This window comes from Bacillus sp. FSL K6-1218 (genome assembly GCF_038006445.1).
Taxonomy (GTDB): domain Bacteria; phylum Bacillota; class Bacilli; order Bacillales; family Bacillaceae_G; genus Bacillus_A; species Bacillus_A thuringiensis_S.
In genome coordinates, this window is record NZ_JBBOVE010000001.1 from 1,888,346 (window position 1) to 1,903,798 (window position 15,453).

The window sequence follows — 15,453 nt, forward strand, 5'->3', positions numbered from 1 at the left end:
CACATCGGACCGAATTAAAGTATACTTCGGAGTATGTATGCTCATTTGTTTAAGTGTATTTCCGTTCGTAAATGATTCACGGAGCCTGTTAATTTTGTTCACTCAAATCTTCATCTTTGCTATTTTTGCAATGAGTTTTGATGTATTGCTTGGGTATACAGGAATTGTATCGTTCGGTCATTGTATGTTCTTTGGGATAGGAGCATATGGGGTAGCGCTTTTATTTGATCGGCAAGGCGTATCAATAACGAACTTTTTAATTGGAATAGTAGCTGCAATTATCGTTTCAGCAATCGTTAGTTATATAATTGGTTTGCTTTCTTTACGGTTGAAAAGTCATTTTTATGCAATGTTAACACTTGCTATTTCACAGTTGTTTTTCGTACTTGCTGAAAAATGGCGTGGGCTCACTCATGGAGGAGATGGTTTTACATTTGGGGTACCAGAAATATTCCGTGATCGTTTTACTTTTTATTATGTATCACTTGTATGTTTACTCTTCATTTTTATTCTATTACGTCTTTTTACAAAGTCTTCTATTGGGAAAGTATTAAAGGCAATTTCACAAAATGAACAACGTGTTGAAGCACTTGGATATAAAGTCCTCCATTATAAAATAATCGCAAGTGTAGTGGCAGGAATAGTAGCTGCAATTAGCGGTGGTTTATTTGTTATTACATTACGTTTTGTCAATACGACTGTATTTTCAATTGAAATGACACTAAATGCACTATTGATGACAATGATTGGAGGAGTCGGAACTTTAATTGGAGCTATTGCTGGATCTGGCATTATTGAATCACTAAAATATTATTTATCAGAACTAGCTACAGAGTATCCGATCTTTGAACGATGGACGATTATTCTTGGTTTATTGTACATTATCGTATTGCTAGTTTTCCCGAAAGGATTAGTTGGCACGGTTAAGGGACTGAAGAATATGAAACGGAATAAGAAGGAGAAAAGTGCAGAAGTGGAGCAAAACGTGTGAAAAATCAATTGTATAGAATATGAAAATCCCTCTTTTAGATTCATAAAGGAGGGATTTTTATTAACCAAATAGTTCATCAGGGATTTGTTTGAAAGAGTTTTGATTTGTAAAAAAATGAACAGCTAATTTCTCAACTGGAACATCTTCAATTGGTACCAATTTATCATTTTTAATCGGCAAAAAGGCTATCCCTTTTCCGTCATGAATAAACTCTTCCATAAGCGAATAAGAATCTAATTGTTGAAGTTGGCGCTGAGATAAATTATTTTCTTTTAGGAATTGTATTGTCTTATTCCTAAAAGGGCACTTCTTGTCATTGCTAACGAAGAAAATTTCTTTTGAATAATCAATGGTACATTTTTCTTTCGCTTTTAATAAGCCTACAGAAATTGAGGTTGTGAACACTTTTTTAAACGATGCGTCAGGATAATCCTCATAAGTTATGACCATATCAACTTTTTGTTGCTGAAGTAATTTTTGCAAATGACTACTACTTTCTACATATATTTGATAATTTCTGAAATTTACTTTAATACGCTTACTTAAATAATTTGTCAAAATAGATTGTGACGTCGCTATTATATAAGAAGAACCACTCGTTTTAATTTCATTTTTTACTTCTTCTAATAGAGTTAATATTTTATTCGTGTAATCTAATAAAATGTCACCAGCAGGTAACAAGGAAACACCTTTGTTATCTCTATGTAGTAAAGGCGTTTCTAATTCTTGTTCTAATTTTTTGATTCGCTCAGTTACGTTCGGTTGAACATATCCTAACTCTTTAGCAGCTTTACTAATAGAACCCTCACTGGCTACAGTTTTGAATATAATAAGATCATTTATTTCCATGTATCTCAGCCCCTTATGCACTATCATTATAAATGATATCAAACATAATTTATACCTATTTTACGTTAGCCACTTATTGATTTATCATAATGTATATAAGATTGAAAGCGAGTGATAAACATGATTGGAATGCAATATAAGGTCATTCTTCCAAAGGATTATGACATGGAGATTATTAAGAAAAGGGTAAAGGATAATGGCTATAAAACTGATGGTTTCCAAGAACTAAATTTTAAAGCTTATTTAATTACGGAAACGGAGAAAGACGGGAATTTTTATAACTGCTATGCACCTTTATATATTTGGAATGGTCATGAAGGGATGAATAAATTTATCTTTGAAGGGTATTACGATAATATTTTACAATCGTTTGGTTGGCAACAAATACATATAGGTGTTCCGTTAGTTGTTAATCTAAGTGATGGATTTAAGAAAAGTAGATATGTTGTTGAATATGCAAGAAGTATTTCTCAAAGTAAAACGTTGATTGGGACTAAATTAAACACGATAAATGAAAATGTACAAAACAATGAAAAGTGTTTAGGGAATGTAATCGTTTATAATCCGGATAAATGGGGATACAGTGGGTTTGAGTTTTATGAAGAGAAGCCTGAAATGGTAGCAAATAAAGGTGTTACAGTATATGAGATTTTGCACATTTCACGATGAAAACTTGTTGAAGTTAAATTAAGAAAAAGGAATGAAAATGTATGCCTTTTGTGAACGTTTATTATCATGAAAATATATTAAATATAGAAGAGTTGAAAAAGATAGGTGAATGTATTCATCTGTCATTAATTGAACATTTTAACATCCCTAAAAATGATTTTTTTCAAATGTTTTTACCTTATCAACAAAATCACTTTTTATATAATCCATATTATTTATTAGAAAGAGGAGAAAAGAGAACAGAGAATATGATTTATGTTTCTATTACATGTGGACCGGGAAGAACGGTGCAACAGAAAAAAGATTTGTATCAATCGGTATCCTTGAAAATTACGGAATATTCCGACGTTAAAACTGCGGATATTTTTATTACACTAAATGAGACAGCTGCTGAAAACTGGTCATTTGGTCAAGGAATAGCACAAATGGTGAAAATAAAGGAAGAAAAAAATGAAAAATGAACTTATTGAAGTACATATTAAAAAGAAAATGAGAGAAATGGCACCTGCATTTGCTCATTATAGTGAAAAGATATTATTTGAAGAAGTGTGGCGGGATGCTACTTTAACATTAAGAGAAAGAAGTTTGTGTACTGTGTCAGCACTAATCAGTCTGGGTAATAGAGAACAATTACCATTTCATCTGAAGCTAGCTAAACAAAATGGGGTTATGGAGAATGAATTGGTTGCACTAATAACACATATGGCTTTTTACGTTGGTTGGCCAAAAGCTGTGGCAGCTTTAAATATAGTAATGAATGAAATGAAAAGTTAAGAATAATGATAAGTAAGAATTCATGTTTATATGAATTCTTACTTATCATTATTTATGCAATACTCTAATGAAATATTTTTCACTTTTTCTCTTGCTTTTTTATCACTTGCGTAGTAAAGTGATAGTAAGATTAACGCTAGGAAGTGACAAAACATGCGTGATAATACGATAGGATCATTAATATGGTTACGTTTAATACGATTTACGAATCAAAGTAATCAAATGTCAAATGAGTTTTTAAAACGTTTTGATTTAACGACAGCTCAATTTGATGTGCTTTTGCAAATACGTACGTATCAACCACTAACACAAATGGAGTTAGCTGAAAAGGTAACTGTTACACAAGGTGGCATTTCTCGAATGTTAACTCGTCTTGAAAAAGAAGGATATATTGTACGAAAACAAGATTGGAAAACGAAAACAATTAGTCTTACAGAGCAAGGAGAAGCAGCTTTAGAGAGAGCATTGCCAGAGCAACTTGCATTTCAATCATCGTTTTTTGATGATGTATTAAATGAAGAAGAGCAGAAAATATTATACGAGCTAATGACGAAAGTTCATAAGCATAGTGAGAAAAAAGAATTACCACATGAGTAATTTTTTTTACACTATCAATTGACTAATCAAGTGAAGATGTAGGTAATACGGAGATATATTTGACTTACCAACGTTTTTAGAAAAAAACTAATACTACTTTATTAAAGGGGAGAGTAACTATGGAAAAATACCGTATAGATATAAGAAAAGGAATTGAGTTTGGATTATATTCAATTGGTGATCATGTTTTAAATCCACATAATGGGAAGAAAATTACGCCAGAGAAAAGAATTCACGAACTAATTGAAACAGCTAAGTTAGCAGATGAGGCAGGACTTGATGTATTTGCTGTCGGTGAAAGTCATCAAACGCATTTTACAACACAAGCTCATACAGTTATTTTAGGAGCTATTGCACAAGCTACGAAAAATATAAAAATTGCAAGTTCCGCAACGATAATAAGTACATCTGATCCGGTACGAGTATATGAGGATTTTGCTACAATTGACTTGATTTCTAATGGACGTGCAGAAATTGTGGCTGGTCGTGGATCTCGTATTGGAGGATATAGTTTACTTGGTTATGACGTGAATGATTATGAAGAATTATTCGAAGAGAAGATGGATCTTTTATTAAAAATTAATAACGAGGAACATGTAACATGGAATGGACAGTTCAGAGCACCGCTCGCACATGCATCGGTTATTCCAAGAGCGAAAAATAATAACTTACCAATTTGGCGTGCAGTTGGAGGTCCCCCAGCTAGTGCAATTAAGGCAGGACGTGCAGGTGTACCAATGATGATAACAACACTTGGTGGGCCAGCAATTAACTTTAAAGTGTCAGTAGATGCTTACCGCGAGGCTGCTCAGCAAAGTGGATTTGATCCAGCTAGTTTACCAGTTGCGACAACGAGTTTATTTTATACGGCAAAAAATTCACAAGATGCACTTAGTGAATATTACCCTCACATTAATGCTGGTATGCTTACACTGCGCGGTGGTGGGTATCCGAAACAGCAATTTACAAATGCAATAGATTACCGTGATGCTTTAATGGTTGGTAGCCCACAACAAATCATTGAGAAAATGCTTTACCAATATGAATTGTTTGGCCAACAACGCTTTATGGCACAAATTGATTTTGGCGGTGTACCATTTGATAGAATTGAGAAAAATATTGAATTAATTGCTACTGAAATTTTACCAGCCGTTAGAAAACATACAACATAACAAATAAAAAAGCTGAGAGTCTAATTGACTCTCAGCTTTTTTATTTGTTATGGAAAAATGACAAAAGAATGAACTTTTAGTCGAGGAAGAGGGAAGTTATTTTCTATTTTTGAATAACATTATTTCGAGTTTGAATTTTGGAAATATATTTTTCTCTTGACAAAAAACAAGCATTTATCGAGGTTGGTCGCGAGGACATTTTTTTTGGATAAAAGTCAAGTGTATGAAGAAAAAACGATTGTTTTATAGATATAAAAGTAAGCCGTATATTGAAAAAATACATTTTGCTAATGAGGAAAATCTGATTCAAAAAAATGACAAAAGACATATTTCAGACAAAATGATGTCAATAATACGTCAAAAATAACCTGAATTTACTATGCAGGTATATTATACAATTCGATTAACGAATAAAACACTACAGAAATAGTGAAAAGGTAAAAAATAGCATTACAATAGTTTGAAAAACTGAAACTTCATATTTTTCGACAATACATACAAAATGTTTTTGTCTTTTCGTATTTCTTAATAATTGAGTTTGATAAGATTGCTCAATTAACTTTTATTATAAAAACTATGAAGGAAGTGATTTTAGTATGGAAACGCTCGAATTGGCACGAATACAGTTCGCATCAACAACGATTTTCCATTACTTTTTTGTTCCGCTGTCAATTGGTTTAGCTTTTATTATTGCGATAATGCAAACGTTGTATGTGGTAAAAGGGCAAGAAGTATATAAGAAGATGGCAAAGTTTTGGACGCAATTATTCCTTATTAACTTTGCAGTAGGTGTAGTAACAGGTATTTTACAAGAATTTCAGTTTGGTATGAACTGGTCAACGTATTCACGTTTTGTAGGTGATGTATTTGGTCCCTCACTTGCAATTGAAGGATTACTGGCATTTTTCATTGAGTCTACATTCCTAGGTTTATGGGTATTCGGTGAGGATAAATTACCGAAGCGAATTCACTTAATGTGTATTTGGCTCCTTTCAATTGGAACGATGTTATCAGCATTCTGGATTTTAACTGCAAGTGCATTTATGCAGTCACCTGTCGGGTATGAAATGGCAGCTGATGGTCGTGCACAAATGAATGATTTCTTAGCCATTATTCAAAACCCACAACTATGGGTGCAATTCCCGCATACAATTACAGCAGCAATTGCAACAGGTGCATTCTTTATTGCGGGTGTAAGTGCATGGAAAATTACAAAAGGACAAGAAACTGTAGTATTTAAAAAATCTTTCCGAATTTCTATCATTGTTGGAACAATTACAACGGCGCTTGTATTATTCTTCGGTCATGCACAAGCGCAACAATTAATTAAGACACATCCAATGAAGATGGCGGCAGCTGAAGCGCTATGGAATACAAGTGAGGATCCAGCGCCATTTACAGTATTTTCGAAAATTGATACAGAGAAGAAAGAAAATTCGTTTGAAATTCAAATCCCTTATATGCTAAGTCTATTATCGTATGATAAGTTTAGCGGTCAAGTTGAAGGCATGAATCAAATTCAAAAACAATATGAAGAAAAATATGGACCTGGAGATTATATTCCTCCAGTGCATACAATGTTTTGGAGTTTTAGAGCGATGGTAATGAGTGGAACATTCATGCTTCTTTTAGGAGCTTACGGATGGTTCTTATCAAGAAAAGATCGTTTAGCTGAAAAAACGTGGTATTTAAAATTAATGGTGTATGCAATTTCTCTTCCATTCATCGGTAATACAGTAGGGTGGATTATGACTGAAATGGGTCGTCAACCTTGGGTTGTATTTGGTGTAATGAAAACAGAAGATGCTGTATCACCAAATGTAACATTCGGTGAAGTATTATTCTCACTTATTTCATTCACATCAATGTATTTAATTATGGGTGGAATTTGTGTGTACTTATTTGTTCGTACCATTAAGGGTCACACGAATAAGAAAACGAAAAAGGATTATCAAAGCCATGATCCATTTGATAAGGAGGAAGAGTATGTTATCTCTTAATGAGTTATGGTTTTTAGTTATTGCAATCTTATTTGTTGGATTCTTCGTACTGGAAGGTTTCGACTTTGGGGTAGGAATGGTTTCGAGGTTTTTAGGAAAGAATGATTTTGAAAAACGAGTTTACTTAAATACAATAGGACCGTTCTGGCACGCGAATGAAGTATGGCTTGTTTGTGCTGGTGGAGCCATGTTTGCGGCATTTCCCCACTGGTATGCAACTTTATTTAGTGGTTTTTATATTCCATTTGTATTTATGCTTCTTGCTTTAATTTTAAGAGGTGTTTCCTTTAAATTTCGTGCGAAAATAGATAATCATAAATGGAAGAGTGCGTGGGATTGGGGAATGTTTATTGGAAGTATGTTACCTCCTATCCTTTGGGGAGTTGCGATTGCAAACTTTATGGTAGGTGTACCTATTGATGAGAGTAAAAACGTTGTAGGTGGATTCCTGCAATTACTTCATCCATTTGCGTTACTTGGAGGAGTAATGTTCCTTCTACTATGTATTGTTCACGGTTTACAATTCCTTACGATACGTACAACTGGTAAATTGAGAGAACGTGCACGCATTGCTGCAATGAAAATTGCACCATTTTCATTAATTACACTTCTTGTTTTTGCTGGTGTGGGATTATGGAAAACCGACATTTTCACTGCCCATGGAACAGAATGGATTATGGTACCAATCGGAGCTTTTGTAGCACTATTAGTGTCCACTTTATTAAATAAAAGAAGAAGAGATGGTTGGGCTTTCTTTATGACGAGTTTAACAATCATTTTACTAAGTGCGAGTGTATTTATCGGTATGTTCCCACGTGTTATGATTAGCTCTTTAGGAGCAATGAATGATTTGACAATTTACAACGCAGCATCAGGAGCTTATGCATTAAAACTTATGACTTACTTTGCGATTGCTATTTTGCCTTTCGTTATCGGAAGTCAAATATGGAGTTATTATGTATTTAGACAACCTGTTAAGTCAGACAACGATTTGGAGTACTAATGAAAAGAAAAAGAGGACTTCCGTCTTATCCCGGTAGCCGTATTTTATATGTAGCGTTAACGATTATTAGTATTTTAGAAGCTTTTAGTATTATTGCGCAAACAATCTTTTTAGCACGAGCTATTACGTTTTTATTTCATGGAGAGACAGTACAAACAATATTAAGTGAAGTTGTTTATTTTGGTATCGCGTTTGCAGCGCGTAACATAGTAGTTCGAACATCACAAATATTAGTGGAACGTTTTGCCGAAAAAACAGGATCGTTACTAAGAAAACAATTGATAGAGGCATATTTCACATTAGGTCCAAGGTATGTTCAAACTGTTGGAACTGGTCATCTGGTTACCTTATCAATTGAAGGGATTGAGAAATTTAAAACATATATTGAATTAACGATTCCTAAAATGATTAGAAGTAGTATCGTTCCAGGTCTAATTGTACTATATGTTTTTACGCTAGATATTGAGTCTGGAATCATTTTAGTTGTAACGATTCCTATCGTGATCATATTTATGATTCTTCTCGGATTAGCAGCGCAAAAAATGGCAGATAGTCAGTATGAGATATATCGTGTACTTTCGAACCATTTTGTAGATACGTTAAAAGGTTTAGAAACATTAAAGTATTTAGGGAAAAGTGAACAGCACGAAGGAAAGATTGAAAAAGTAAGTAAAAGATATAGAAAAGCAACGATGCGTACTTTGCGAGTTGCTTTTCTTTCTTCTTTTGCATTAGATTTCTTTACGAGTTTATCAATCGCGTTTGTGGCGGTTGGATTAGGGATACGTTTAATAGATGGAACGATTATACTATTACCAGCCCTTACAATTTTGATTTTAGCTCCGGAATATTTTCTGCCGATTAAACAAGTGGGAGCAAATTATCATGCGACATTAGATGGACAAATTGCGATGGAGCAAATAGAAGAGATTTTGCAACAACAAAAAGGAATACAAAAGAAAGATTTAAATGAAGATATAGTATGGAATGCCTCTAGTAGCTTGAATTTACAAGATATCAAAGTAAATAATACTGAATCTGAAAAGGCTATATTAGAAGGAATTAATTTTACTTGGGAAGGTAACGGTGCTATTGGTGTTATTGGTGAAAGTGGTGCAGGGAAATCGACGTTAATCGACGTATTAGCAGGTTTTTTATCTCCTTCGAGTGGAAAGATGTTAGTAAATGGTCTAGAAGTTGATGGATCTACTCGTGAAGATTGGCAAAAAAATATTGCTTATATTCCGCAGCAACCTTATATTTTTCCGCTTTCATTAAAGGATAACATTCGTTTTTATGAAACAAATGCAACAGATGAAGAAGTTGAAAGAGTTATTAATGAAGTCGGCCTTCGTTCACTCGTTACATCACTTCCAAATGGGATGCACGAAAGAATTGGAGAAGGTGGACGTATGCTAAGTGGCGGACAAGAACAGCGTGTTGCTATGGCGCGTGCACTTTTAAGTAAAAAACCAATCATTTTATTAGATGAGCCTACGGCACATCTTGATATTGAAACCGAATTTGAAATAAAGCAAGCGATGTTACGTCTATTTAATGGAAAATTAGTATTTTTAGCAACCCACCGTCTACATTGGATGAAACAAATGGACCATATCCTTATTTTAAATAAAGGGGAAATGAAAGAAAGTGGGACGTATGAAGAACTTTTAGAGAATGAGACATTACATTTTCATAGGGAAGAGAGGGGAGAGAAATGAGCAACTGGGTTAAACCTTATATAAAACAAAATAAAGGTAGAATGACTTTAACTATTTTCCTTGGTCTTCTTGGAGTTAGTTCAGGAGCGATGTTACTTTTTATTTCAGGTTATTTGATCTCAAAATCTGCCCTTAGACCAGAAAATGTAATGGCTGTATATGTTCCTATTGTTGCAACAAGAGCGTTTAGTATAGGGCAAGCTGTGTTTCATTATATAGAGCGTTTAGTCGGACATGATGTCGTACTACGTATATTAGAAAAAATGAGAACGAAACTATATAGAATAGTAGAACCACAGGCGTTATTTTTCCGTTCTCGATTTCAAACGGGTGATATGTTAGGAGTGTTATCCGAAGATATAGAGCATTTGCAAAACCTATATTTACGTACAATATTCCCTAGCATATTAGCGCTAGTTGTTTATAGTATCTTCGTACTTGTTATCGGTGCATTTGACCTTGTGTTTGCACTTATTGTAGGTTGTATGTTAGCTATTATCGTGTTTCTTCTTCCGTTTGTATCATTACTTTTGATGAAGAAACACCATGTTACTTTGAAGCAAGGTAGAAGCCGTTTGTATCAACAACTGACGGATGCTGTTTTTGGATTATCTGATTGGCAGGCGAGTGGTCGTAAAGGTGAATTTATTAATGAGTATGTAAAACAAAATGATCAGTTGTTAAAAATAGAAAAGAGAGTGAAACGCTGGTATCATATTCGGGACAGTATCATTCAATTAGTAGTAGGTATTGTAGTTATTTCGATGATCATATGGACTGGAAATGAAGCGGCAAGTGAACAAATTGCTCCTACAGTTATCGCAGCTTTCGTATTAATGACTTTATCTGTAACGAACGCGCTTATTCCTATTGCAGATGCCATCGATCGAATCCCATCGTATGTAGAATCTACCCATCGTCTTAATCGCGTAGAAAGTGATATTGTTTTACATGATGAAATGGATTTGTATGGAGAGAAAGATTACATCGAACCAAAACATGTAGATATTGAACTGAATCACGTATCGTATAGTTATCCAGATAGTAATGAGATTGTATTAAAAGATGTGTCATTACAAATAAAAGTAGGGAAGAAAATTGCTATTTTAGGGAGAAGTGGGACAGGGAAATCTACTTTACTAAAATTGTTAACAGGGGCGTTAAGCCCAGTAAACGGTCAAGTTGTATTGAATGGTGAACGAGCTCATACGCATCTTTTATCTAAATATATTTCTGTATTAAATCAAAAGCCGCATTTGTTTGATACGACAATTGGAAATAACGTACGGATTGGCAAACCAGAGGCAACGGATGAAGAGATATGGAAAGCTTTAGAGAAGGCACAATTAGCTTCACATATTACTTCTCTTCCAGACGGATTACAAACGAAAATGCATGAAATGGGAAAGCGGTTTTCTGGTGGGGAAAGACAAAGGGTTGCTTTTGCTAGAACTCTTATGCAAGAAACACCAATTATTGTACTTGATGAACCGACTATCGGTTTAGATCCCAAAACAGAATTGTCTTTAATTGAAACAATGTTTTCTGCAACGGAAGAAAAGACGGTTATTTGGATTACGCACCATCTTGTAGGAATAGAACATGTAGACGAAGTTATATTCCTTGATCGTGGCCAAATTGTCATGCAAGGTAGTCATAAACAACTTCTGAAAGAAAATGAAAAATATCGTAAACTTTATGAGTTAGACAAAGGAATATAATTTGAATAAACAATAATTGTAAAAATAGCTACGCCTAATGGTGGAGCTATTTTTTTGTTAGATTGCAGGTGTATATGATTGTTACGAATTAAAAATGAATTTCATATTATACATATAATGGAGGGGATGTACATGAAGGAGCAATATAAAATCATTGTTTTAAGTGATGAATTATCAGGAGATAGGATTCGAAATACATTAGACAAAAATAAATGTAAAACAATAGCTCATATTGTAGACGTTTCAGATGTTGTTCGTATAGAAAATTCTTTTCAATATATAGTCATTTGGAGAGTGGACGCAGAAAAACTTACAAATGACTTGATAAATAGAGGCGTGCAAAGTTCAAAAATTATTAATTTAACAAAATACATGTATGAATGGAAGAATAAATTGATTTCTATCTATCAAATAAATCCGGATCTTATGTCTTTATACATTTCTATGAAAAAAGCAAAGAGTGATCCGACGTATGAATTGTTTGCTACCGGTTTGTCTTATCCACATTGTGGTATAAGTACGGAGCTCCTCTCAAAAAAGTCAATAAAATTAACACTTCCATCTCAAGATCTATACTATGATTATTTAATAGCGTCACAACTTCTATCAAACACTCATTCATTTCAATATTGTTTAATAGGAATAGCTTATTTCTCGTTTTACTTTGATATGTCGTTATCATCTGAATCATATAGAATTCACAAAGTATATTATCCATTGTTTCAAGATGGTCATCATACTGTAGTTCATTCTCCTCTACCCACGGATGGATTCTTACATCTAAATACTCCGAAACCACTTTTTTCTATTTTTAATTTGCATTTTGAATATATTTTATTAGACGAACTAAAAGATGAATCATTGATACTGCCTTGGATAAATGCTGAGTGGAATACCACTCCTCTTCACATTCCTTTTGAAGAACACGGGAGAATAAGAGCAGCTTCACATGCTAAATTGGCGTATCCTCAAACTTTAGTTGAAAATAAAATAATTTTTAAAAAATATTTAGAATTACTGTTAAAAAATGATATAAAACCATTAATTGTTGTATTCCCAGTTACTTCACATTATTTCAATTGTAGTAGTAAGAAATTAAAAGAAGATTTTTATAAAGTTATAAATGATTTTCAAACTCAATATTCTTTTCAAATTATAGATCTATTTGATTCACCATTATTTTGTGATGATGATTTTTATGATAGTGATCATATGAATAAAAAAGGTGCAAATAAAATGTCCGCATTATTAAATATGTTTATTCAGGAACGAAAAGTATGATAATTTGTTTCATGTTTGCATAAAAGTATATAGGCTCCATACAGTTAAAGTAATGTGATTTTTGTGTCGCGTATATAAATAATATGCGAAGAGGTGAGAGAGTTAAAATGAGAACTCGTATTGAAAGAACTGAAGAGGTGGTAGAGCAACTTCCGTTGGTAAGTGTATTAATTCCTACGTATAATCGTCCTCGTTACTTTGAAAAGGCGCTATGTAGTGTGTTAGAACAAACGTACCCTAATATAGAAATTATAGTTGGAGATGACAGCACGAATGACGAAACAGAAAAGATGTTACAAAAATATTTATGTGATCATTCAAATATTATTTATATAAAAAACAGATCAACTCTCGGACAGTTTGAAAATGCGTTAATGTTATTTCATGAAGCGAACGGTGAGTATATAAATTTTTTAATGGATGATGATATATTTCATGTGAATAAAATTGAAAAAATGATGAAGTATTTTTTTAATGATTTAGATGATGAAATTAAGCTTGTAACATCTCATCGTCAAGTAATTGATGATAAAGGGAAAGAACTGCGACATATTTATTCAACTGTCCGTTTATTTGAAGAGAATACGATTATAGAGGGGACAGAATTAGGAAATAAGGTAATTGTGGAGCAAAAAAATTATATTGGAGAACCGACAACAGTTTTATTTCGTAAAAATGATTTACAAGAACCGTTTGGGATTTTTGATAAGAGGCGGTATTTATGTAACGTAGATATAGCTTCATGGTTATCTTTATTAAGTAAAGGAAAAGCAGTATATATAGCAGAGACACTTAGTTACTTTCGATTACATCCAGATCAACAGTTAAATGAATCTAATAAAATGATGGATGGGTTAGAAGATTTTTCACACAGTATTATAGCAGGAGAAAAATATGGTTTCTTATCCAACGAAAAAGAGTTAGACAAAGCGATAACTAATTTTCTAGATTATGCAAGAAGGATAGTTCCATCATCGATATTATATACATTAGACTATTACCAAAAAATTAGAGGAAAGAAAATAAATATAGAAAAGAAAAAACAGCATATAAATAATAATTCTTCTTTACCGAAAGTAAGTATACTTATTCCTGCGTACAATAGACCTTATTACTTGGAATTAGCACTCAACAGCGCTCTGAATCAAACATATGAAAATATTGAAATCATTATTTCTGACGACAGTACAAATAATGAAGTCAATGCTATGATTCAACCGTACTTACGTGAATATGAGTGTATTACATATGTTAAAAATGAAACACCGTTAGTTGCCGAAAACTTTAATAAGTGTGTAGAACTTGCGAATGGGGACTATATAAACTTTTTATTAGATGATGATTTATTTCATCATGAAAAGATCGAGAGAATGATGAAATACTTTTTGACGTTAGAAAATATTTCATTTGTGACGTCATATCGTGAACTGATTGATGAGAATGGAGAGATATTACCACCTTCAACATTGAATATGAAAATCGCGAAAGAAACTACACTTTTTGAAGGAAAAGAATTAGGGAATTATATGTTAAAAAACTTGAAAAATGTAGTTGGTGAGCCGACAACTGTTTTGTTTAATCGGGATTTGTTTGAAGGTAAGTTTGGGTATTTTAAAGGAAGGGCTTATTCTGCTATTAATGACATTGCAACTTGGCTAGATATGATGAGAAAAGGAAAAGTAGTTTATATACAAGAACCTCTTAGTTATTTTAGACAACATAGTGGACAAAATCAAAAACAAATGCATTTTATTTTAATGACAATTGAAGAGTGGATTGAATTAATTATAAATGCATATAATAGTGGATTTTTAAGTTCTGAAAGTGAGTATAAAGAGAGTTTATCTTATTGTTTAGAAAATGCGGGATTTATAGTTAAGGATGCAATAAGAAATGGCGAGCTAGATCAAATTTATAATGAAAAGATAAAAAAAGGGTTACACAAATTAGTTGCTCACATGTTTGAGAAAGAATTTTGTTATTGTCAATATTGCAATCAACAATTCGAAAAATTTTCACCTTGGCCAGCACATTATGATTTTCCGAAATATAAATTTGAGATGTGGAATAAAGATACAGGGATATGTCCAGTTTGTAATTCGATGGATCGTGAAAGATTGTATCGTACATATATTGAAACGGAAACGGACTTGTTAAATAGAAACTATACTATGCTTCATATTGCACCTGAAGCGAAGTTAAGAGATTGGTTTAACGAGTATAAAAATATTACGTATGTATGTGGTGACTTAGAACCAAAGGATCCATTAATGAAGGAAATTGATGTTACAAGGATTACATATGATAGTAATACTTTTGATGTAATTTTATGTAGCCATGTGTTAGAACATGTTCCTGATGATGACAAAGCAATGCGAGAGTTATATAGAGTGTTAAAGCCAAACGGATGGGGGATTATTCAAGTACCAATCGTAATGAATGTAGATTTTATTGTAGAGAATGAATTAATTGTAACACCACAATTGAGGAAATTAGCATTTGGTCAAGAAGATCATGTGAGAATTTATAATCAATCGGGATTTATTCAACGATTAATGAATGCAGGATTTAAGGTGGAATTATATAACATAGCGGAAAAACAAGGAATAAAAAGTGCTAGGAGATTTGGATTATCTGAAACAGATATGCTCTATATTGTCCGAAAATGATAGGAA

General features: G+C 33.0%; 13 protein-coding genes. 12 read left to right on the top strand and 1 reads right to left on the bottom strand.

Annotation, left to right across the window (positions count from 1 at the left end; all coding sequences use genetic code 11):
* Positions 1-37: 37 nt before the first annotated feature.
* The gene (locus MHI26_RS09710; protein WP_042973246.1) at positions 38-991 is read left to right on the top strand and encodes a branched-chain amino acid ABC transporter permease; all 954 of its coding nucleotides are present in this window, start codon (positions 38-40) and stop codon (positions 989-991) included.
* A gap of 60 nt (positions 992-1,051) precedes the next feature.
* Here the strand turns inward: MHI26_RS09710 and MHI26_RS09715 are convergent, their stop codons facing one another.
* Entirely contained in the window at positions 1,052-1,840 is a 789-nt protein-coding gene (locus tag MHI26_RS09715; RefSeq protein WP_061667433.1) for a LysR family transcriptional regulator, read from the bottom strand.
* Positions 1,841-1,960: 120 nt separating this feature from the next.
* Here MHI26_RS09715 and MHI26_RS09720 point away from each other — a divergent pair, with 120 nt between their 5' ends.
* The 11 genes from MHI26_RS09720 to MHI26_RS09770 all read left to right on the top strand — a co-directional run bounded on the left by MHI26_RS09720 (position 1,961) and on the right by MHI26_RS09770 (position 15,447).
* Positions 1,961-2,509: a DUF4865 family protein gene (locus MHI26_RS09720; protein ID WP_061667434.1), complete on the top strand. Its 549-nt coding sequence runs from the start codon at positions 1,961-1,963 to the stop codon at positions 2,507-2,509.
* 41 nt (positions 2,510-2,550) lie between these two features.
* Positions 2,551-2,970 carry a tautomerase family protein gene (locus MHI26_RS09725; protein WP_001117251.1) on the top strand — a complete coding sequence of 140 codons (420 nt, stop codon included), beginning with the start codon at positions 2,551-2,553 and terminating at the stop codon, positions 2,968-2,970.
* A complete protein-coding gene (locus tag MHI26_RS09730) occupies positions 2,960-3,283 on the top strand; it encodes a carboxymuconolactone decarboxylase family protein (RefSeq protein ID WP_061667435.1) in 324 nt (107 codons plus the stop codon). Before MHI26_RS09725 ends, MHI26_RS09730 begins: the two co-directional genes overlap by 11 nt.
* A gap of 153 nt (positions 3,284-3,436) precedes the next feature.
* Positions 3,437-3,880 (top strand): MarR family winged helix-turn-helix transcriptional regulator, encoded by a 444-nt coding sequence (locus MHI26_RS09735; RefSeq protein ID WP_001205521.1) that lies wholly within the window; start codon positions 3,437-3,439, stop codon positions 3,878-3,880.
* Positions 3,881-3,999: 119 nt separating this feature from the next.
* A complete protein-coding gene (locus tag MHI26_RS09740) occupies positions 4,000-5,052 on the top strand; it encodes an LLM class flavin-dependent oxidoreductase (RefSeq protein ID WP_061667436.1) in 1,053 nt (350 codons plus the stop codon).
* A 596-nt stretch (positions 5,053-5,648) separates the two neighbouring features.
* Positions 5,649-7,052, top strand: coding sequence for a cytochrome ubiquinol oxidase subunit I (gene cydA, locus MHI26_RS09745; protein ID WP_000448870.1), 1,404 nt, complete (start codon positions 5,649-5,651; stop codon positions 7,050-7,052).
* Positions 7,039-8,055: a cytochrome d ubiquinol oxidase subunit II gene (gene cydB, locus MHI26_RS09750; RefSeq protein ID WP_061667437.1), complete on the top strand. Its 1,017-nt coding sequence runs from the start codon at positions 7,039-7,041 to the stop codon at positions 8,053-8,055. The genes cydA and cydB overlap by 14 nt, the downstream gene beginning before the upstream one ends.
* Positions 8,055-9,776, top strand: coding sequence for a thiol reductant ABC exporter subunit CydD (gene cydD, locus MHI26_RS09755; protein ID WP_000824041.1), 1,722 nt, complete (start codon positions 8,055-8,057; stop codon positions 9,774-9,776). The genes cydB and cydD overlap by 1 nt, the downstream gene beginning before the upstream one ends.
* Entirely contained in the window at positions 9,773-11,497 is a 1,725-nt protein-coding gene (gene cydC, locus MHI26_RS09760; RefSeq protein WP_061667438.1) for a thiol reductant ABC exporter subunit CydC, read from the top strand. Before cydD ends, cydC begins: the two co-directional genes overlap by 4 nt.
* 132 nt (positions 11,498-11,629) lie before the next feature.
* Positions 11,630-12,778 carry a hypothetical protein gene (locus tag MHI26_RS09765; protein WP_061667439.1) on the top strand — a complete coding sequence of 383 codons (1,149 nt, stop codon included), beginning with the start codon at positions 11,630-11,632 and terminating at the stop codon, positions 12,776-12,778.
* Positions 12,779-12,885: 107 nt separating this feature from the next.
* Entirely contained in the window at positions 12,886-15,447 is a 2,562-nt protein-coding gene (locus MHI26_RS09770; RefSeq protein ID WP_061667440.1) for a glycosyltransferase, read from the top strand.
* The last annotated feature ends 6 nt before the right edge of the window (positions 15,448-15,453 follow it).